Source organism: Microbacterium psychrotolerans (assembly GCF_031085295.1).
Lineage (GTDB): Bacteria > Actinomycetota > Actinomycetes > Actinomycetales > Microbacteriaceae > Microbacterium > Microbacterium psychrotolerans.
In genome coordinates this window covers 349,114-369,434 of the sequence record NZ_JAVFWO010000003.1, presented here as the reverse complement: position 1 = coordinate 369,434, position 20,321 = coordinate 349,114, and the positions used below count along the sequence as shown (strand labels likewise).

At 72.8% G+C, this 20,321-nt stretch carries 14 protein-coding genes; 6 read left to right on the top strand and 8 right to left on the bottom strand.

Going from position 1 to position 20,321, the window contains the following annotated elements; all coding sequences use genetic code 11:
• The first annotated feature begins 2 nt into the window (after nucleotides 1-2).
• The 4 genes from Q9R08_RS10780 to Q9R08_RS10765 are packed head-to-tail and all read left to right on the top strand — an operon-like array spanning nucleotide 3 to nucleotide 10,079.
• Nucleotides 3-2,297, top strand: a complete 2,295-nt coding sequence (locus tag Q9R08_RS10780) for a DUF6603 domain-containing protein (protein ID WP_308868006.1) — start codon at nucleotides 3-5, stop codon at nucleotides 2,295-2,297.
• Between the two features lie 2 nt (nucleotides 2,298-2,299).
• A complete protein-coding gene (locus Q9R08_RS10775) occupies nucleotides 2,300-4,903 on the top strand; it encodes a hypothetical protein (protein ID WP_308868005.1) in 2,604 nt (867 codons plus the stop codon).
• On the top strand, nucleotides 4,900-8,556 hold the full coding sequence (locus Q9R08_RS10770; RefSeq protein ID WP_308868004.1) for a hypothetical protein: 3,657 nt from the start codon (nucleotides 4,900-4,902) through the stop codon (nucleotides 8,554-8,556). Before Q9R08_RS10775 ends, Q9R08_RS10770 begins: the two co-directional genes overlap by 4 nt.
• A complete protein-coding gene (locus Q9R08_RS10765; protein ID WP_308868003.1) occupies nucleotides 8,553-10,079 on the top strand; it encodes a hypothetical protein in 1,527 nt (508 codons plus the stop codon). The genes Q9R08_RS10770 and Q9R08_RS10765 overlap by 4 nt, the downstream gene beginning before the upstream one ends.
• Nucleotides 10,080-10,116: 37 nt before the next feature.
• Here the strand turns inward: Q9R08_RS10765 and Q9R08_RS10760 are convergent, their stop codons facing one another.
• The 4 genes from Q9R08_RS10760 to Q9R08_RS10745 all read right to left on the bottom strand — a co-directional run bounded on the left by Q9R08_RS10760 (nucleotide 10,117) and on the right by Q9R08_RS10745 (nucleotide 15,108).
• Nucleotides 10,117-12,477 carry a glycoside hydrolase family 65 protein gene (locus Q9R08_RS10760; RefSeq protein WP_308868002.1) on the bottom strand — a complete coding sequence of 787 codons (2,361 nt, stop codon included), beginning with the start codon at nucleotides 12,475-12,477 and terminating at the stop codon, nucleotides 10,117-10,119.
• Between the two features lie 151 nt (nucleotides 12,478-12,628).
• Complete coding sequence (locus Q9R08_RS10755) at nucleotides 12,629-13,096, bottom strand: MarR family winged helix-turn-helix transcriptional regulator (RefSeq protein WP_308868001.1); 468 nt, start codon at nucleotides 13,094-13,096, stop codon at nucleotides 12,629-12,631.
• 9 nt (nucleotides 13,097-13,105) lie between these two features.
• The gene (locus tag Q9R08_RS10750; RefSeq protein WP_308868000.1) at nucleotides 13,106-14,176 is read right to left on the bottom strand and encodes an alkene reductase; all 1,071 of its coding nucleotides are present in this window, start codon (nucleotides 14,174-14,176) and stop codon (nucleotides 13,106-13,108) included.
• Nucleotides 14,173-15,108, bottom strand: coding sequence for an NADP-dependent oxidoreductase (locus Q9R08_RS10745; RefSeq protein WP_308867999.1), 936 nt, complete (start codon nucleotides 15,106-15,108; stop codon nucleotides 14,173-14,175). Before Q9R08_RS10745 ends, Q9R08_RS10750 begins: the two co-directional genes overlap by 4 nt.
• Nucleotides 15,109-15,265: 157 nt before the next feature.
• Between Q9R08_RS10745 and Q9R08_RS10740 the strand changes: the two genes are divergently transcribed.
• Nucleotides 15,266-16,042: an alpha/beta fold hydrolase gene (locus tag Q9R08_RS10740; protein WP_308867998.1), complete on the top strand. Its 777-nt coding sequence runs from the start codon at nucleotides 15,266-15,268 to the stop codon at nucleotides 16,040-16,042.
• 6 nt (nucleotides 16,043-16,048) lie between these two features.
• Here the strand turns inward: Q9R08_RS10740 and Q9R08_RS10735 are convergent, their stop codons facing one another.
• Entirely contained in the window at nucleotides 16,049-16,375 is a 327-nt protein-coding gene (locus tag Q9R08_RS10735) for an ArsR/SmtB family transcription factor (protein ID WP_308867997.1), read from the bottom strand.
• 16 nt (nucleotides 16,376-16,391) lie between these two features.
• Between Q9R08_RS10735 and Q9R08_RS10730 the strand changes: the two genes are divergently transcribed.
• Complete coding sequence (locus Q9R08_RS10730) at nucleotides 16,392-16,856, top strand: SRPBCC domain-containing protein (RefSeq protein WP_308867996.1); 465 nt, start codon at nucleotides 16,392-16,394, stop codon at nucleotides 16,854-16,856.
• Between the two features lie 23 nt (nucleotides 16,857-16,879).
• On the opposite strand, the gene Q9R08_RS10725 is transcribed toward Q9R08_RS10730, so the two are convergent.
• The 3 genes from Q9R08_RS10725 to Q9R08_RS10715 form a co-directional block, all read right to left on the bottom strand.
• Nucleotides 16,880-17,977 (bottom strand): ABC transporter permease, encoded by a 1,098-nt coding sequence (locus Q9R08_RS10725; protein WP_308867995.1) that lies wholly within the window; start codon nucleotides 17,975-17,977, stop codon nucleotides 16,880-16,882.
• Complete coding sequence (locus Q9R08_RS10720; RefSeq protein WP_308867994.1) at nucleotides 17,974-19,080, bottom strand: ABC transporter ATP-binding protein; 1,107 nt, start codon at nucleotides 19,078-19,080, stop codon at nucleotides 17,974-17,976. Before Q9R08_RS10720 ends, Q9R08_RS10725 begins: the two co-directional genes overlap by 4 nt.
• A 116-nt stretch (nucleotides 19,081-19,196) precedes the next feature.
• Nucleotides 19,197-20,222 carry a glycerophosphodiester phosphodiesterase family protein gene (locus tag Q9R08_RS10715; protein ID WP_308867993.1) on the bottom strand — a complete coding sequence of 342 codons (1,026 nt, stop codon included), beginning with the start codon at nucleotides 20,220-20,222 and terminating at the stop codon, nucleotides 19,197-19,199.
• Nucleotides 20,223-20,321: the final 99 nt, after the last annotated feature.

The following is a 20,321-nucleotide window of genomic DNA, read 5'->3' as shown; positions in this document are numbered from 1 at the left end:
GCATGGCGTCCGACGAGTTACGCGCATATGTGGATCGGCTGCGGGCGACCTTGATGAGCCTCGGCGTCGACGCCGGGCCTCTCACCGCCCTCGCCGACGCCGCGCAGGGCATCGCCGAACTCATCGATCACCCCGAGACCGCCACCGAGGCGGCCTGGCGGACAGCGGCCACCCAGTGGGAGAGCGCCCGCGCGGCAGTGCTCGACGGGCTCCGCAGGGCCACGCTCGGCACGTTGGCCGAGATCCCGCTGCTGGATGAGCTGACGGATGCCGCGTCCTTCGCGACGAACGGCATCAACGCGGATCTCGACATCGGCCCTGTCCACGTCGCCGTGCGCACCGCGGTGCTGTACGTGGACCCTCCCGTCATCCCCGGCGTCGACCTTCCGCCGGTGCCGATCGGCCCCTTCGCACTCGGCGCGGTCGAGGCATCCCTCACCCCGCCGAGCTCGGGGGGCGGCCCCTCGCTCCCGGGCGGCGGATCGCTGGTGCGCCTGCCACCGAACGCGGGCGGCGCGCTCGAGCGCGGCTGGGGCGGATCGCTCTCGGTGCCGGTGCCGCCGGTGCTCGTGACCGCCTCGGCGATCCTCTCGGTCGACGGCGACGACCCGAGCTTCCTCGCCGTGCTCGGCATCCAGTTCATCCCTCCCATCCAGCTGTCGTTCGGCTTCGCGCTCGACCGGGTCGGCGGCATCGTCGGCGTCAATCGCGGCATGGACACCGACGCGCTGCGTGTCGCGGTGCGCACGGGCGCTGCGGGCGACGCGCTGCTGCAGGTGCGACCGCCGGACGACCCGCTCACCGTCGCCGGCACCCTCGACCGCATCTTCCCGCGGCGCACCGGGACGCACATCTTCGGGCCTTCGCTCCGGCTGACATGGCTGTCACTGGGCCCGACGGGGAGCATGGTGTCGCTCGACCTCGCCGTGGTCGTGCAGATCCCGGACGGCAGGGTGGCGATCCTCGGCGTCGCGCGCATCGGCATCCCGAGCCTCCCCCAGGTGCTGAACCTCCGCGTCGACATGCTGGGACTCATCGACCCGGTCGAGAAGCTCGTGGCGATCGACGCCAGCCTCGTCGACAGCCACGTGCTCGGGGTGTTCGAGATCTACGGCGACGCCGCCCTGCGACTCAGCTGGGGCAGCGAGGCCTACGTCGTCGTGTCGATCGGCGGGTTCTTCCCCGGGTTCGACCCGAAGCCGGCGAAGCTGCCGGCCCTGCGCCGGGTCGGCATGTCGCAGTCGGTGCCCGGCAGCGGCATCACGCTGCGCGTCGAAGGCTACTTCGCCGTCACCGCCAACACGGTGCAGCTCGGTGGCCGCATCGAAGCGGGGATCGACGTCTCGGTGCTGGCCGCGCACGGCTTCATCGAGACGGACGCGATCCTGCAACTGCGGCCGTTCCGCTTCCAGGCGCGCGTAGCGGCCGGCTTCTCGGTCTCGGCCGGCGGCTTCGACTTCGCCTCGGTGCAGCTGTCGGGGCAGATCTCGGGACCCGGGCCGGTCGTCGTGCAGGGATCACTGTCGGTGTCCGTGTTCCTGTTCGAGGTGGAGTTCGACCAGACCTTCAGGCTGGGCAGCGGCCCGGCCGACGCCCTGCCCGTCGCCGAGCCGATCCTCGACGTCCTCGCAGCCGAAGTGGCGAAGAAGGAGAATCTCCACGCCGAGAGCACGGCCGACCGGCTCGTCGCGCTGACGCCCCGCAAGCCGGTGCCGGGCAAGGCGCTGGTCCCCCCGACCGGGACGCTCGTGGTGCAGCAGAAGATCCTGCCGCTCGGGATCCCGATCTCGCGCCTCAAGGGCGTGCCGTTGCCGGCGACCGCCGGCGCGCGCATCACGGGCACCGGGCCGGACGTGCGTGACTCCTTCGCTCCCGGCGTCTTCCTCACGCTGAACGATGCCGAGCTGGTGAACCGGCCGCCGTTCGATGTGCTTCCCGCCGGCAAGGTGCTCACGCCCCCGCAGCCGGCGCTGAGCACGTTCCCGCACGCCGACGAGGAGCGCACGCTCGAGCAGATCGTGATCGACACCCGGACCGGCGGGAAGCGCACGATCACCGCATCACCGCCCATCGACCTGCTCGCCGCGTTCGCGATGGTGTCGGCGGCCCGCTCCGAGCCGGCGCTGTCGGACCGCACCCCGGTGCTCTCGGCCGTCGCCGAGCAGTGGACCGTCGTGGGCGTCGGGCAGGTGCACGAATCCGCGACCGAGGCCCACGAATGGGCGCGGGCCATCGGCACCGTCGCGGTGCCCAGCGCCGACCTCGCGGCCGCTGTTCCTCTGGCGGGGGTCCTGTAGCGATGGCGATCACAGGCCAGTACTTCGGCAGGTTCGATCGGCCGCTGCGGGTGAAGGCGGGAGCGGCGGAAGGCGGCCGGCTGTCGGCGAAGGTCGACATCGGAATCGCGAACCTCGACGGGTCGGACCCGCGGACGGTTCAGGCGGAGTTCCAGCTCATGGGACCCGGGGACGTCGCCCGGCTCACCCCGGGCGCCATCGTCAGGCGCTATCCGTCTCCCGGCGCCGACGACGCCGAGTCCGAGAAACTCGCCCACGTGGAGTTCGCAGAGAGCGACCTCCCGTGGCGCTATACGCCGCAGCATCCGTCCGGCGAACAGCTGGCCCCGTGGCTGGCGCTGGTCGTGGGAGTGCAAGGCGCCGAGGGCATCTCGGCCCGTCCCGACGGCTCGGTGCGTCTCTCACCCGGCGTGCAGGCCGCGCACGGGCTCGACGGCTCGTGGGCGTGGGCGCACGTGCACACCGTCGGCGCGTTCGAGCGCTCGCGCCTGATGTGCCCCGCCCAGCTGTCTCCCGACACGTCCTACCTGGCAGTGGTCGTTCCCGCGTTCGCCGCGGACGGATCCGCCGCCTGGTCGGGAGCTGCGGCCGTCACCCTGCCGTGCTACGACCGCTGGGAGTTCCGCACCGGCCCGGAGGGCGACTTCCCCGGCCTGGCGAAGAAGCTCCGCAAGGCGGATCTGGCCGAGCTGGCCCGCCGCGGCGGCCGCCCGTTCGGACGAGCCGACCTCGAGTACCGTCCGCGCACCGGCGATCCCGTCGTCGTGCTCTCGGCGGCCGGCGCCCTCCGCGTGCCGGCAGACCCTCCTCCCGACCCCGCCGACGCACCGCCTCCGCCCGAGGTCGCGGCCGACGTCGCCGCGCTGCAGACCCCGATCGTCTCGCCGGACGGACGCGACGTCATCACAGCGCCGGACTATCCGCGGGCGTTCCGGCCGCTCGAGGCGGCTCCCGCCCCGGCAGGAAGCTGGCCGGTGCAGCTGACCGAAGACCCCCGCCTGCGCGGCGCCGCGGGGCTCGGCGCGTGGACGGCGATCGCCTGGCAGGACCGCATCGCCGAGGCCGCAGCCGTCAGGCTCGGCGACACGACCTCGGCGGCGGAGCGCATCCGCGCCCTCGCACTCGGCGTGTGGGCGAGCCGATCACTGTGGCGCCGACGTGTGCCCGCCGATCCCGCGCAGGCGCTCGCGCTGCTCGCGCCGGCGCTCGGGCGCCTCCCGGCCGGGGGCGTCGGCAGCACGACGGTTCTCGGCGCAGTCGGGGTGCGCCACTTCGACGACCCCGGTCGTCCCACTTCGCCGCAGTTCGCGCCCGCGCTGTTCTCGTCGGCCGCGCGGCGCGCGCTGCGGCAGGGCACCGCACGGTCCGCACTCGCCGCGCCCGGACAATCGGGAGTCGCCATCCTGGTCTCCGTCGCCGCCGGCTGCCCCGACGCGACGGATCCGGAGGATGCGCTCGGGCGGCAGCATCCGGATCCCGAACCCGACCCTCTGCGCCACGCGAGGCAGGCGATCCATGCGGCGACGGACGATCCGGGCTTCGCCGAGAGCATCATCGACCGGCTGCTCGACGACGGGGTGGTCGATCCCGCCGGCCTCGCCGCCGTGCTGTTCGCGATGCAGCCCGGGCCCGATGGACGGGTCGACGAAGAGCTGCTGAACCGGCTGCTCGACTCACGGGACTTCCCGACGCTGCCGGAGCCTGACGGCGCGTGGGAGGAGACGCCCGACGATTTCGCGCCCCGGTGCGAACCCGTCGACGTGGGCCGGCTGGGAGGACTGGTGGCCGGCGCGATCGATCCCACCGTGCCCGAGCCGCCCGCCGCGATCAGGGTCTACGCGACACTGCCCGGCGTGCGCTCGATGCGCCCGCTCGAGGTCGAGCCCGAGCTCGACATCCCGCTGTGGAGCTTCCTCTCGACGGCCTCGCCCGACTGGATGCTGCCTGGCATCGGCGACCTCGCGAAGCACGAGGTGATCGCCGTCGAGACCAACCCGCTGTTCGTCGAGGCCCTCCTCGTCGGCGCGAACCGCCAGGCCGCTCAGGAGCTGCGGTGGCGCAACGTCCCGATGCGGCCCCGAAGCTCGCCGCTGCGTCGCTTCTGGCAGCGCGCGGATCGCACCCCGGGCGGCGACCCGGACGCCGTGCACGACATCCGTCCCATCCGCCAGTGGCCCGACGCGTCTGCGCTCGGCGACCCGGGACTGACGCCGAGCGGCCGCACCAGTGAAGCGGTCGTGGTGTTCCGCTCGCCCATCTTCACGCGGTACCCGACGACAGTCGTCTACCTCTACGACGCCCGCACAGCGCCCGGCGGTGCACCGGACTGGGACGACCCGCCCGACGAGAACGTCACGCTGGCCAAGCCCCGCCGCGTCGACTTCACCTTCACCGGGACGATCGGGCCGGAGGTCACGTTCTTCGGATTCCCCGTGCCCATCGCCGAGCTCGCCCACCACTGGGTCGTGCTCGAAGAGCCGCCGGCCGGCTATCGATTCGCCCACGCTCCTTCCCCCGTCATCGCCGCGACGGAGGACCACAGCGGCGACTTCGCCCACCGACGCTTCGCACTTCCGGTGCGCGTGCTGATCGGACCTCTCGCATGACGCGCGTCGAAGTCCTCACCCCCCTGCGCCTCGAGACGAGGTTCCAAGACGACGGTGCCGGCGGCTGGATCATGCGGCTGCGGGTGTATCCCGACGACATCGCGCTCGCGCGACCGCCGGCGGCGCCCCTCGGCGAGGAGCTCGACATCCTCCAAGACGCGCTCGCGGCCATCGACCCCGCGGCCGATCCGGCGCGTGCCGCCGACGCGGCCTTCCGATCCGTCGCGGCCTCACTGGGCGGGCGGCGTGCCTGGTGGCTGTGGCGCACGGCGACGACCGTGGAGGCCGGACCGGACGGCGTTCCGCGCCGCGTCGCGGATCGCGCCGCACAGGCGCCGGCGAGGACGGCCGAGGCGCGAACGCCGCTCGGGCTGCCCGAGGCGCTGGACGTGTGGCTGGTCCTCGACGGCGGCGCCAGGCTGGCCGACACGCTCGCGGTGGACCGGGCGGAGATCGCGGCCGAGCTGGGCTTCGGCCCCCTTCAGCCGCGGGATCGCACGCTGCCCCGCCTGTGGTGGCTCGACTACGAGCGCGCCAGGGATGTCGGCCTCGCGACCGAGCTCTCGCTGACCCAGAACGAGGTCGACACGCTGAGGGCCCTCGTCGTCGTGGGCGCAGGCGACACGCCCGCCCCGGATCTCCTCGCGTCGCACGCGGCGGCCGGGCGACTCGGCGTGGTGCCGCAGGGCACGCCGACGAATACGGTCGCGGGAGCGGCCGCGGCGCCGCTCGCCGACGACCCCGAGACGTGGCTCTCGCTGCTCGACGTCGACGGCACGGAGCAGCCGGGCACGCTCGACGTGCTCCGCGCGTTCGGGGTGGACACCGCAGCCGGAGCACCGGCACTCCCCCTCCCCGGTGGAGAGGCCGGGCACGGCCGGGTGGCCGCTCTCGCAGTGCGAGGTCTCTGGCCCGTGCTCTGGGGCCGCACCATCCGCGACGTCGTCGGGACGATCGCCGGCTCGACGTCCGAGCCCGACCTGGCGGATTGGGCCGCGCGCACGCTCGCTGTGCAGGGCCCGTGGCCGGCGGTCCGCGTCGGCGATCAGCCGTACGGGCTGCTCCCGACATCGGACTTCGGCGACGCCGACCTGCCCGGCCCCGGAGACCTCGACGTGCGCTGGCAGGATGCCCCGGGCGACGATCCCGTGGCCGGCGACGTCGAGCGCTCGGTCGTGCAGTGGGCGGTGCCCTGGCGGGACGGGGCGGCGCGCGCCACCGCGGCGGCGACGACCGTTCCGGATGCCTCACCCGTCGTCGGTGCGGATGCCGCCACCCTGCTCGGGCTGCACGGGCGCCACGCACCGTCGATGTTCTGGCGGATCCGCCGCGTCGACGACCTGCCGACCGTGCAGGCGCAGCAGATCGCGCAGGGCTTCGTCGTGAGCCATGCGACCGCCTACGACCGGTCGACGGCGCGTGCGTGGCACGGTTCGCCGTTCGCGTTCTCGCCCCTCACCGCCGCGGGCGCACGACGGCACCTGCCCGCTCCGCCGCGGGACGAGGAACCCGACCCTGATCGCCTCTTCGAGATGCTCGACGAGCACCCCGAATCGCTCTACTTCGGCGAGCACGTCGAGTTCGGGCTCCTCGGTCACCTCATGCGCGAGTCGCTCATCATCGCCCGCGCCACGGTGGGCCGCGCGGCGCTCGACCTCGATCTCGGGATCACCCCCGACCCCGGTCGGCGGATTGCGCTGGACGACGAATATCCGAACACGGTCATGGCCGGGTCGGACGATGCGATCGGGTTTGTCGCCGGGTCGGGTCGCGAGGGCGAGCTGATCGTCCGCCGGTTCGACCAGGTGCGGGAAGCGCTGAAGGAACTCATCGAGGAGTACCGCAACAATCCCGCCGACACGCTCCGCGGCATCAAGGCCGCTCTCGACGCAGCCTCGTTCCGCGCCGACCCGTGGCTGATGAGCATGGCGGCACGGCGTGCCGCGCTCATGGCGGGGGCGGGGGTGCCGTTCCTCCTCGGCGCCTACGGTTGGGTGGATCGCCCGCAGCCGTGGTCGCCGGCACGCCCGGGTCTGCCACCGGGCCCGACCGAGGCCGGTCTGCTGCACGCCCCCTCGTTCGCCCAGGCGCAGGTCGCCGCCGTGCTGCGCGATGCGGCGGTGCGCACGAAGAGCGAAGGCCGCTGGGATCTGACGCTGAGCGCCGACAAGGTGCGCGCCGCCATCCGGCTCAATGACCGCGTGCGGCTCGGCGTGCACCCGTTCGAGGCGCTCGGTCTCGAGGTCGAGGCGGTGGCAGGCGACCCGAACGACGTGCGGGTGCTGCGGCGCGCGTTCCCGACGACCGGCGAGACGGCCGGGACCGACGACGTGACCCGCCGCGTCTGCAACGGCGCGGCGGTGCTGGACGCCGTGCGGGCGAACGCGCTCCCGCCCGGCCTTCCGGCCGACCTCGGAGACCGGCTCGCACCGCTGGACGACGTGCTCGATGCCTACGCCGATCTGCTTCTCGTCGACGGCGTGCACGCTCTCGTCACGCGCAGCCCGGAAGCCGGCGGCGCGGCCATGGAGGCTGCCGCCGGACTCGCGACGCCGGTGGAGCTGCTCGGCATCCGCACTCCGCGCGAGGCGACGACGGTCCCCGTCGCGTGCTGGCTCGTGCTGGCGGCGGGTCAGCCTGCGGCTCCCGACACGGATCCCGTCGCCATCGCCGACCCGGTCTTCCACGCGCTCGCGGCCGACGCGATCGACGATCTCGGCGCCCCCGCCGTCTCGGCCGCACTCCGGCTCCTGGGCGGGTCGGAAGCGGCGCCCGACGGAATGGACGACCATCCCGCTCTCGTGCCCGCGATGGTGCAGAGCCTGAAGGATCGGCGTGCCGAGCTCCTCGACCGCGCCGAAGCCCTGCGGGCGGCGCTCACCGATGAAGGGAATGTCGTGACGGATGCCGCGGTCACTGCGCTCGACGAGCGGTGGAAGCTCGGGCTGCACGACGTGGCGGAGGACTGGACGGCCGACGACCGGCGGGCGGAGGCCGCCGCGGCCCTCGCCGCACGGATCGACGAGACGGACGAGGAGCCCGCGTCGATCCCGGCGCTGCAGGATCAGCTCCGCACCCTCGTAGGGCGGCGGCATCTGCCCGTCGTCCCCGTGGTCGATCGTGGACTGCTGCCGCCGTGGGTCGTGGTGGCCGACGGCAGGCTCGACGCCGAGTGGCTCGAGATCGTCGCGGCCGTCCGGCCCCGGGTCGCGACGCTCGAGGCGCACCAGCTCACCGCCGCGGAGCCGTGGCCCGCGGCGATCGACGCTCCCGCGGGCGAGCCGTGGGGCACGACCGGGCCCGTGCGCATCGCCTACGGCCCCGAGGTGAGCGGAGCCTCGGCACGCGTCGGCCTCGCACTGCTGGATCGCTGGGTGGACTCGGTGCCGTCACAGCACCACGTCACGCAGGCGGCGTTCGGCTTCAACGCCCCCAAGACCCGCGCTCCGAACGCCGTGCTGGTCGCGGTGCCGCCCGATCCCGATCGTCCCCTCGAAGGCGAGGCGCTGCTGCGCGTCGTCATGCAGGTGCGACGGCTCGCGCTGGCGCGCGCCGCGCGTCCCACCGATCGCGACGGGCTTCCGTGGGCGACGCCTTCGCCGATCGTGCAGGCCGAGCCGCCGGTCGACATCAGGCAGGGGTGGCCGACATGACGAACCTCCGGCGAGCCTGGTTCGAACCCGGCCGCACCGACCCCGAGATCGGGCTCCGGGCCGAGGTCGCGGACCCGGTGTGGTTCCTCGCGCGGCAGTGGGAGCTCGGCGAGTTCCAGGGGGAGGATGCCTCCTCCCCCGTCCGGGTGACGCTCACCCCGCAGCAGATCCCGCTCCGCTACGACACCGCACGGCCCCACCTCGATCCGACGGTGATCCCCGGCGAGGCCCTCATCGAGGCCGAGCCCGGCGAGTGGTGGACCATCGGAAGACGTGCACGGGCCGGCCGCGCCGCCGCGCCGCTGCTGGCGCCGGAGGATCTCGACGGCTTCCGCTTCGGCCCGCTCGCGGCACCCTATGAAGGCCTCTCGGGTGCCGTGGACGGCCAGGCGGTCTTCGAGTCGGGAGTCCTCGCCGGTGACGCGGTCTGGGGCGAGCTCGGCGTGCCCTCGCCGCCACCCGACCGCTTCTCGCGACGCGACCTGTCGTACAGCGCGACCTTCTCGGCCGGTGACACGGGACTCGAGGTGCGCGAGCACCGCGGGGGCGACGTCGACTGGTTCAGCGTCGACGTCGGCAAGGGCGCAGGGGTCCCCGTCGGGCAAGCGCCGCTGGAGGCGGAGGTCGTTCCCACGCGTCTCACCTTCCCCGGTGCGCCGCATCCGCGCTGGTGGCAGATCGAGGATGCCGCCGTCGATCTCGGGGCGTTCGCCCCCGACCGCTCGCATCTGGCGACCATGCTCCTGTCGGATCTCGCGGTCTCGGATGCGGAGGACTGGTTCGTGTTCCCCGTGCCGGCCGGATCCGCCCCGATCGACGGCACCGCGCCGCCGACCGCCGGCGTGCTCGCAAGCCTCGGAGCCGTCGTCCGGGTGACGGATTCGTTCGGCGAGACGCACGATCTCGCCGCCCCGCCGACCGAGGGGCCCGGCGAGTGGTCGCTGTACTTCGTCCGAGGTCTTGCCGCGACCGACCTGGTCGTGTGGCCCGTCGCCGTTGCGGCGCACGGAGGACCACCGCTCGACGACATCGTGCTCGGCGTCGATGAAGACGCCGACCTGGCGTGGGCGGCGGAGCTGCGGGCCGATGGCGCCGAACTGCTCGCCGACACGTCGACCGCTCAGGCCGTCGCCGAGACGACGCGCACCGGTACGCGGCAGTTCCGTTACGAGCCGATGACCACGTTGCCGCCGCACTGGCATCCTTACACCCGGTCGCAGGACTGGCGGCAGGCGATCCTCGCCGATCTGACCGGGCCGGTGCCGCAGCCGCGACCTGGACCGGTGTCGCGCCTCATCGGCGGCCCCTCGGGCGCGGGGGCGGGCAGCGGTCATGAACTCGACATCCGGGCCATTCCGAGCGCGGGCGTCCGGGTACGCCGCCGCGCCCGGCTCGCCCGCGACACGAACGGCGCCCCCGTCCTCTGGGTCGAGCGCAGTGCGCTGCCCGCGGCCGGCCCGCCGGTCTCACACCTGCGCTGGGACGTCATGGTCGAGGCCCCGAAGCCGGACCCCAACGGGTGACGGCCGGGGCTTCGCAGAGGAGCCCTCGACGCGACCGTCAGTCGCCCCACGTCGCGCGGACCTCCTGCGGCGACCGCCCTTCGGGCTGGCGTGGGCGCGGGCCGGAATCGCTCCGCGGCGGGGTGGCCAGCCTCACCGGCGACCCGGGTTCGAGGTCCACATCGTCGCCGAAGTGCCGGATGCGCAGCGTGCGACCGTCGACGAGCGTGTAGGTCGTCGCGTCCATCCCGACGTCGACGCGGAGCACGCATCCGCCGACGCGGATGCCGAAGGCCAGTCGCGTGAGGGGAGCCTCCAGCCGAGGCGCGAACTCCACGCCGCGGCATCCGTCCCTCATCCCGCCGAGTCCCGACACGACCGCCGTCCAGACGCCGGCGAGCGCGGCCACGTGCAGGCCGTCGTCGATGTCGTCGCGCAGATCCTCGAGGTCGATCGTGGCGGCCTCACGGAGGTACTCGATCGCGAGGTCGAGGTGACCGACCCGCGCCGCGACGACCGACTGCGACGACGCCGAGAGCGACGAATCCCGGACGGTGAGCTCCTCGTAGTAGGCGAAGGCGCGCGCCGTCTCGTCGTCCGAGAACTCCTCGTGGAAGAAGTGGAGCGCCAGCACCAGGTCGGCCTGCTTCACCACCTGCTTGCGATACAGGTCGAAGTAGGGGAAGTGGTCCTGCAGCGGGTACTGGTCCTGCGACGTGGATTCGAAGTCCCAGCGCTCGAGGTCGGTGAAGCCGGCCGACTGCTGATGCACGCCGCGCTCCTCGTCGATCGGCACGGCCATCGCGTCGGCGATGCTCTCCCACGCGCCCAGCTCGTCGTCTGTCACGCCGAGCCGGCGGGCGTCGTCGGGGTGCCGGCGCGCGGCCTCGGCGGCGCCGCGCAGGTTCCGTCGGGCGGCGAGGTTGGTGAACGTGTTGTCGTCCACGAGCGCCGAGTACTCGTCGGGGCCGGTGATCCCGTCGATGTGGAACGCCCCGTCGCGACCGAGGTGCCCGAGCGACACCCACAGCCGCGCGGTCTCGACGAGGATCTCGAGCGCCACCTCGCGCTCGAAGTCCGCGTCGCCGGTGACCCGCACGTGCCGCAGGAGCGCGACCGCGATGTCGGCGTTGATGTGGAACGCGACCGTGCCGGCTGGCCAGTAGCCGGAGCACTCCCGTCCGCTGACCGTCCGCCACGGGAACGCCGCACCGGCCAGATGCAGCTGCTTCGCCCGCTCCCGCGCCAGGTCGAGCGTCGAGTGACGCCAGCGCAGGGCGTGGGCCGCGGCATCCGGAATCGTGTAGGTGAGCACCGGCAGCAGGAACGCCTCGGCGTCCCAGAAGGTGTGTCCCTCGTAGCCGGGGCCGGTGAGCCCCTTTCCGGGAATCGAGCGCACCTCGGTGCGCGCGGCGGACTGCAGCACCTGGAAGAGCGCGAACCTCACCGCCTGCTGCAGGCGCGCGTCGCCCTCGAGCACGACATCGGCGGCGTCCCAGAAGTGGTCCAGGTACTCGCGCTGCTCGCGGGCCAGCCCATCCCAGCCGAGCTGCGTCGCGGTCGCGACCGAGGCCTGCACGCGGTCGCGCAGTGCGGCATCGGTGAGGGCATCGGACCATTCGTGGGCGACGATCTTCACGAGACGGATGCTGTCGCCCGCAGCGAGACGGGTCGTGACGGTGGTGCGGGCCACATCCTCGGATGCCTCGGTGTCGACGGAGCAGTCGGCGCCCTCCATCACGTGGTCCATCGCCACCGCGACACCGATCCCACTGCGTCGCGTGCGGAGCAGGAGGGTGGCCCGGGTCGTGTCGGCGAACTGCTCGACGGGCTCGAGCGGGTGCTCGAGGGGGGCCATCACGCGGTCGTCGGGGTGCACGCGGGGCAGCGGCTCGTCCGCCACGATCTCCGAGAGCACGGTGAGGTCGAGCGGTCCGGAGACGGCGGTCACCCGGTAGTCGATCGCGGCGACCGGGCGATGCGCGAGCGACACCAGCCGGGTGGACTCGACGTGCACGGTGTCCCCGGCGGGTGACGTCCAGCGCAATTCTCGCCGCAGCGTCCCCGACCGGAAGTCGAGGTGCTGCTCATGGTGCTCGAGCCGCCCCTGCCGGATGTCGAGCGGCTCATCTGCGACCAGCAGCCGGATCACTTTGCCGTCGGGGGCGTTGATCAGCGTCTCGCCATGCTCGGGGTAGGCGTATCCGTCCTCGGCGTACGGCATCGGATGCTCTTCGAAGAGCCCGTTCAGGTAGGCGCCGGGCACCTCGCACGGGTCGCCTTCGTCCAGGGTGCCGCGCCAGCCGATGTGGCCGTTCGACAGCGAGAACACCGACTCCCGCCGCGCCTGGCGCTGCGGGTCCCACCCCGACCAGCCGATCCCCCACGGCGAGACGTCGAAACCGGTGCTGTCAGGCATGCGGCCAGTCTGCGGGTGCGCCATTGGGCTCGCGAAGGCCTTGCAATCAGCGCGGCCGCCCGGTATCGCGGGCGTTGCGCCCTGAGCGAATCGGCCGGGTCGGGGCTGCTCGACGACATCCTCGCGCTGTCGGCGCCGAGATCGCGTGACGTCAGTCGGCGGTAGGGGTGGGGAGGGAGCGCGCGAGGGACGTGAGCCGGTCGGCGTCCTCCGGCGCGAGGTGCGCCCAGCGGGTCTCGAGCTCCTCCCAGATCCGGCGCACCGGCTCTTCAAGGGCGCGGCCGGCGTCCGTCAGCCGGACGAGGGTCACGCGGCCGTCGGCGGCCGAGCGCTCGCGGCGGACGAGGCCGGCCTTCTCCAGGCGCTGCACCGACTTGGCGATCGTGGAATGGTCGAGGCCCAGCAGGCAGCGCAGCTCTTTCTGCGAACGCCCGTCGACGGTCCAGAGGTGCGCCAGCACGAGCTCCTGGCCGGGGAAGAGCCCGAGAGTGGCGAGCCGCTGTGCGGCCAGGGCACGCTGCGTATGCGCGAGCTGCATGACCGCCCAGCTCACGGGCGCGACGTCGGCGAGCACGGACCGGTGCTCATCGGGGTCGGGCGTCGTGGGCTGGGCGGCCATGGTTCCTCGTCAGGTCGAGATGCTCGCGAGCGCCGGGTAGTCGGTGTAGCCGGCGGCACCTCCACCGTAGAACGTCGCGGGGTCGGCGTCGTTCAGCGGCGCACCCGCGCGGATCCGATCGACGAGATCCGGGTTAGCCAGCGCCCACCGCGCGACCGGCACGACATCTGCCACCCCGGCCTCGATGTCGTCCGCGACCGACTCGAGGGATCGGCCCGCGCGCAGGACCAGGAGCGCACCCGGCCACAGCCCACGCAGGTCACGGAGGAGCGCCTCGTCCGACGACTGCACGACATGAAGATAGGCGAGGCCGAGCGGGGCCAGCTCACCGACGAGGTGCCGATACTGGTCCGCGGCATCCGGTCCCTCGTCGATGCCGCCGATCAGCAGACCGGGCGAGATCCGGATGCCGACCCTGTCGGCGCCGATCTCGTCGGCGACGGCGACGGCGACCTCGATCGCGAAGCGCGAGCGCGCGGGGATCGATCCGCCGTAGCCGTCGGTGCGCAGGTTGGCGTTGGGCGAGAGGAACTGGTGCAGCAGGTACCCGTTGGCCGCGTGGATCTCGACACCGTCGGCGCCGGCTTCGACCGCCTTGGCCGCGGCGTGACGGAACTCCGCCACCGTACGGCGGATGTCGTCGCTCGTCATCGCGCGGGGCCGAGGAGCCGGCCGGCGCCCGCTGGGCGTGAACATCTCGACGCCGGCCGAGACCGCCGACGGTGCCAGCGACTGCCGATGGTGGGGCGTGTTGTCGGGGTGCGACATCCGTCCGACGTGCATGAGCTGCAGCACAAGATGGCCCCTGCGGTCATGCACCGCGTCGGCGATCGTGCGCCACCCCTCTACGTGGGCGGGCCGGTAGATGCCCGGCGTGTTCAGGTAGCCCTGGCCGTCGTCGGACGGCTGGACCCCCTCGGTGATGAGCAGGCCCAGAGCGGCGCGCTGGGCGTAGTACTCGGCGGCAAGGGGGCCCGGCGTACCGTCGGGAAGGGCGCGACTGCGCGTCATGGGGGCAAGCGCGAGGCGGTGCGGCAGCTGCATCCGGCCCACCGTGGTGGGCTCCCACAGGACGCTCATGCGTGGGCTCCCGGGATGTCGGCGACCCTCACGAGCAGCTTGCCGCGCAGATGGCCGCGTTCGCTGCGACGGTGCGCCTCGGCGATGCCGTCGAAGGGCAGCACCGCGGCGATCTCGGTGGCGAACCGCCCCGCCGCGGCGAGGTCGAGCACCGCCGGGAGCGAGCGTGCGTTCACTTCGAACGGGTCGCCCGCAGCGATCCGCACGCCCTGGGCTGCGGCCGCGAAGTCGACGATCGTCACGATCCGCGACGGGTCGACCAGCGGAAGCATCTGCTCCGCGAACCCGCGACCGCCGGCGTCGAAGGCGGCATCCACCCCGTCGGGGGCGACCTGATCGAGGTCGGCGAGCAGGTGCTCGCCATAGCGCACCGGGGTCGCGCCCAGCGACCGCAGGTAGCCGTGGTTGGTCCCGGAGGCCGTGCCGATGACCCGCGCGCCCGCCGCGACGAGCAGCTGCACCGCAGCGCTTCCGACGGACCCGGCCGCTGCGTTCACCACGACAGTCTCACCGGACCGCACGTCCAGGAGTGCCAGCGCCCGCTGCGCCGTCTCGGCGGCGGTGGGTAGGGTCGCCGCCTGCGTGAGCGGCAGCGCGTCGGGCACGCGGACGAGCCGATCGGGCGTCGTCACGACGAGCTCGGCATAGCCGCCGGAGGGCGCGAATCCCGCGACGCGCTCCCCCACCGATAGATCCGACACGCCGTCGCCGACCGCCTCGACCACGCCGGCGATCTCGTTGCCGAGCACCGCGGGGAAGTCGATGGGGAACATCGACGCCAGGGCGCCGGCGCGGATCTTCGCGTCGAGCGGGTTCACGGCGGCCACCGCGACTCGCACGAGAACCTGTCCCGGGCCCGCAGCGGGCGAGTCCACCTCGCCGTACTCGAAGACCTCCGGATCTCCGAACCGAGTGATGACCTGAGCTTTCATGACCGTCTCCTTCATTCATGTGGTCGGCAACACGAATGACGATAGCGCGATATATGTGGTCGGCAACCTTTGTTCGACGACAGCGAACATCCCGTTGCCGCGGAGGTCGGATGCCGCATCCCTGGCGCATGTCGGCGGCCCGTGGTTGGCTGACGCCATGCGCACCGCGACCTCTGCCGACGGCACACCCATCGCGTACGAAGAGACCGGCGACGGCCCCACCGTGGTCATCGTCAATGGCGCCATGTCGACGGCCGCCGATGCCGCGGGGCTGGCGGAGGCGCTGGCGGATGCCGGCTTCCGGGCGGTCACGTGGGACCGCCGCGCCCGCGGCTCGAGCGGTGACGCGCGGGGCTCGACGCCCGACCGCGAGGTCGAGGATCTCGCAGCCGTGATCGGCGCGGCCGGCGGCGATGCGGCCGTGCTCGGGCACTCGTCCGGCGCGGTGCTGGCCCTGGTCGCGGCATCCCGCGGCGTGCCGGTCCGCGCGCTGTTCCTGTCCGAGCCGCCGTTGCGGTTCGGCGTCGACGAGCCCGCCGACGACCTCGCCGACCGCCTGCAGCAGGACGTCGACGCGGGCCGCTTCGACGACGCGATCGTCACCTTCCAGCTCGAGGGCGTCGGACTCCCGCGCGAGATGGTCGAGGGCATCCGCGCGAGCGACCAGTTCGCCGCCCTGCTTCCGCTCGCTCAATCCACGGTCTACGACACCAACCTCGTCCGCGAAGCCTCGATCCCGACCGACGAGATGCTCGGCGTCAGGGCGCCGGTGACGGTGCTGCGCGGCGAGCAGACCTTCCCGATCCTGCTCACCGCGGCCGATCGCCTCATCGACGCCATGGACGGCGCAGAGCTCGTGGTCGTTCCCGAGTCGGTGATGCATCGTCCCGATCCCGTGGCCACGGCCCGCGTGATCCAGGAGCGCCTCGGATAGACGCGGTCAGTCGTTCAGCCGGTCGAGCAGGTCGACGGCCGCGCGCGCGTACTCCCCGATCCAGCGATCGTGGATGCGCTTGATCGGCACCGGCGCCAGCGCGAGGTGACGCTCGCGGCCGATCCTGCGGCCCGTGACGAGCTCGGCCCGCTCGAGCACGCGGAGGTGCTGCAGCACCGTCGTCCGATCCACCTCGGGAAAACGTGCACAGAGCGCACCGGTCGTGAGCGGCTCGTCCTTCAACGCGTCGAGCATGCGCCGGCGCAGCGGCGCGGCCAGCGCCTTGAACACCAGGTCGTCGTCACCGGACCCCTTGTGCTCGGCATCCGTCATGTTATAAAACTACAACATGTCTGATGAACTGACCGCGCTCTCGTTCACCGTGTCGGGGCGCGTCTCACGGCCGCCGGCCGAGGTCTACGAGGCCGTCGCCGATCCCGAGCAGCTGTCGCGCTACTTCACCACGGGCGGCGCGCGCGGCCGGCTCGAGCAGGGCGCCGAGGTCACCTGGGACTTCGCGGACTTCCCCGGCCGGTTCCCGGTCACGGTCGTGGAATCCGACCCGCCGCGCAAGCTGGTCATCCGCTGGGAGGCGCGCGCCGGGGTCGAGTCGGAGACCACGACCACCTTCGAGTTCGAGCCGGTCGACGACGGCGCACGCACCCTCGTGACGATCACCGAGTCGGCGTGGGAGGTCAGCCCCGACGGCGCGAAGAACGCATTCGGCAACTGCGCGGGCTGGACGGGCATGCTCGCCGCGCTGAAGGTGTGGGTCGAGCACGGGATCAACCTGCGCGACGGCTTCTACGCCTGACGAGCGCCGGCGTCGCCTCGAGGTCAGGCGATGCGGGTGCCCGACGGCAGGCGACCGGCCGGGGTGCGGGTGCGCGCCCAGGCCCACCACATCAGCCCTGCCGCGAGCAGCAGCTGCAGAGCCATGCCGACGAACCAGATCGGCGCCGACCGGTCGATGACCTCCTCGGGCGTCGGCTGGTCGCTCTGCAGCTCCGGGGCGCAGTCGTCCCAGCGCTGATCGAGGTCGGGCGGCTGCTGGGCCGCCCGCACGCCGAACTTGATCTGGCCGAAGAGGTCGTTCGGATTGCCGTAGTCGTCGAACTGCGTCGGTGTGGCATCGGCGAGGATCACGAAGGGGTTCGCGGCCAGCAGCCACCACACACGGTCGAACCGGGGCACCTCGTACGTCGAGGTCTGCCACTCGCCGCAGCGCACCTCGGCATCCTCGTCGCAGGGGTAGTCGTCGCTCGACTCCTCCCCCGGCATGCACGGGAACGTATCGCCGGAGTACTCGCCGTACTCGAACGACCGGTAGCTGCTGATCGTCTCCGACCGGATCGAGAAGCCCACGAGGGCGAACGCGATGAGCGTGCCGATCACGAGCGCCGCGACGACGAGGTACGTGCTCGCCACCGAGAACAGCGGGCGCGACAGGATGCCGCTGAGCGCCACTCCGATCGCCGCGATGATTCCCACCTCGAACGTGAGCACGAGCAGCGACACCGCGATGGTCGCCGGCGCTCCCCCGCCGGACAGCGTGGCCACCGCCAGGAACGGGATCGAGACCGCCACGAAGGCGAGGCCGGTGACCCACGCGGCGAGGAACTTCCCGATGAGGATCTCGGCCGTCGTCGCCAGGGTGATCTGCACCGGCGCGAGCGTCGCGGCATCCCGATCGCCGTTGATCGCATTGCCGCTCAGCGTCGGAGAGACGAGCACCACGAGCAGCAGCGTGATGTAGACGATCGTCGAGTAGATCGCGCCGCCGGGCCGGTACGCGGCCCCCCACGCCAGGAACGAGAGCGCCGTGACGATGACCAGCAGCAGCGCGAAGACGCCGAGAAGCACGTACCACGCCACGCTCCGCGTGCGCTGCGTCAGCTCGAGGCCGACGATGGTGCCCAGTCGCTGACCGTTCACGAGGTCGCCTCGCTCTCGCCCGCGTCGCCGGCGGGTGGTGCGGTCGCCGGACGCGGAGGCGCCGGAGGCGCGGATGCGGGAGGCGGCTGCGGCGCGCCGGCCGAAGGCGTCGGCGCCTGAGGAGGCCGCCCCTCACCCAGGTCGAGGAAGGTGCGCTCGAGCGCGCCCTGCGCGGCGGCGAACTCGATCACGTCGAGCCCGGCCAAGATCAGGTCGCGCAGGGCCGCGGCCGCGGCATCCTCCGATTCGAAGGACATCACGACGTCCCGGCGATCGACGCCGAGGCTCTCCACCGGAACGCGCAGCGCACCGGCAACGCGGTCGAGGGTCTCGGCGGACGGCTCGGCTCCGGCCAGCCTCACCCGCCACGGGCGGGCGCGGCGCGACGCCGCCTCGACCCTCGCCGGATCGACGGTCACTCCCGACATCAGGAAAACGGCGTCGTCGACGACCTCTTCGAGCTCCGAGAGGATGTGGCTCGACACGAGCACCGTGCGTCCCTCTGCCGCGAACCGCCGCAGCAGCAGCCGCAGCTCGATGCGCGCCTGGGGGTCGAGTCCCGACGCCGGCTCATCGAGCAGCAGCACGCGCGGGTCGTGGACGAGGGCGCGCGCGAGTCCCAGGCGCTGCTTCTGCCCGCGTGAGAGGACGCGGGCCGGGGCGTCCGCGAGTTCGACGAGGCCGACCTCGTGAAGGAGGGCGTCGGCGCGGGCGGATGCCGCGGCCGTCGGCATCCCGTACAGCCGTGCCGTCACGGCGAGCGTCTCACGCGAGGTGAGCGAGTTCCAGGCTCCGAGCGCGTCGGGCATCCAGCCGAGCACGGCACGCGCCGCCTGGGGATCGGTGACCGGATCGATGCCGTCGATGCGGATGGAGCCTGCGTCGGGAGCGAGCAGCGACGCGAGCATGAGCAGCAGCGTGGTCTTGCCCGAGCCGTTCGGGCCGACGAGTCCCGTGACCCTGCCGGCGTGCGCGCGCAGCGTCACGTTGCGCACGGCCTGCACCTGACCGAACGAGCGCCGCACGCCCTGGACGATGATGCCGGGCTCGGCCGCGATGCCTGCTGCGGCGGGGCCCTGTGGCAGCGGGCTCTGGGTGGTCACGCGCTCACTCTATCCACCGGGTGCGTCGCCCTCGTCGACCCATGCGCTCAGGGGTCGCAACGGGCGGCACCGCCGCGGACGAAGCCCCGGTTCGCGTCACCTCAACGGGGGGCGCCTCAAGAGCGGAAGAACGCGACGGCGAGATCGGGGTGGTCGACGAACACGCCATCGACCCCGCTGTCGCGGATCATGCCCCACTCGGCCTCCCAGTCGCCGAACGCCGACGGACCGCCGCGGGTGCGGAACTGGCCGATCAGGAAGCGGTTCTCGGGCCGGCACGTCCACGTGAAGACGCGCAGGCCGCGGGCATGCGCATCGGCCACGACGGGTGACGGCCCGCTGGTGCGCCCGAGCTTGTCGGGGGCGAGGATCGCCCGCTTGTCGACGCTGATCCCGTCGACCCGCCCGACGAGGGAGTCCAGGCCCGCCGGCGCGGCGGTCTGCCGGTACGTCAGCGCGGCCTTGCCGTGCGCGGCGAACAGGTCGAACGGCCGGCCGGACGCCTCCAGCAGATACACGTACGCCGCGCGGATGCCGCGCTCCCTCAGTGCGTACAGCACCGTCGACTCGAACGCCTCGATGGTGAGGGGCAGCTCGCCTGCGGCCCATCCGGCCTCGCGCAGCTCGGCGTCGACGAGCGCTGCGATGTCCCACCCGCCTGCGGCGCCGAGGCACGTCGCGAAGTAGGTCGCGTGCTTGATCTCGAGGACGACGCCGATCTCACGGCCCTGCTCGAGCGAGGCGTCGCGCACGGCGTCGAGCACGTCGCGCAGCCGCAGCACCGGCTGCTCGTCGTCGAAGCTCGCGCTCGAGGGCCGCAGCTGCGGGATCCGCTCACGGCACCGGAGCGTCGCGAGCTCGTCCCACGTGAAGTCCTCGGTGAACCATCCGGTGTGCTCCACGCCGTCCACCGTCTTGGTGGTGCGGCGATCCGCGAACTCCGGCCGGTCGGCGACGTCCGTCGTGCCCGAGATCTCGTTCTCGTGACGCACGACCAGCACGCCGTCGCGCGAGACCACGACGTCGGGCTCGACCGCATCGACGCCCATCGCGAATGCGAGGGCGTACGACGACCGGGAGTGCTCGGGGCGGTACCCGGGCGCGCCCCGGTGGCCGATGACGAGCGGTCTGCGACGGGGCACGGTCTCAGCGTAACTTCACGGTCGTAGAGCGGCCGAGCAGGCCCGTTCGCGGCATCCGTTCTAAGCCGTCTCACAGCGCTCACCCGTGCCGCCCGCGCA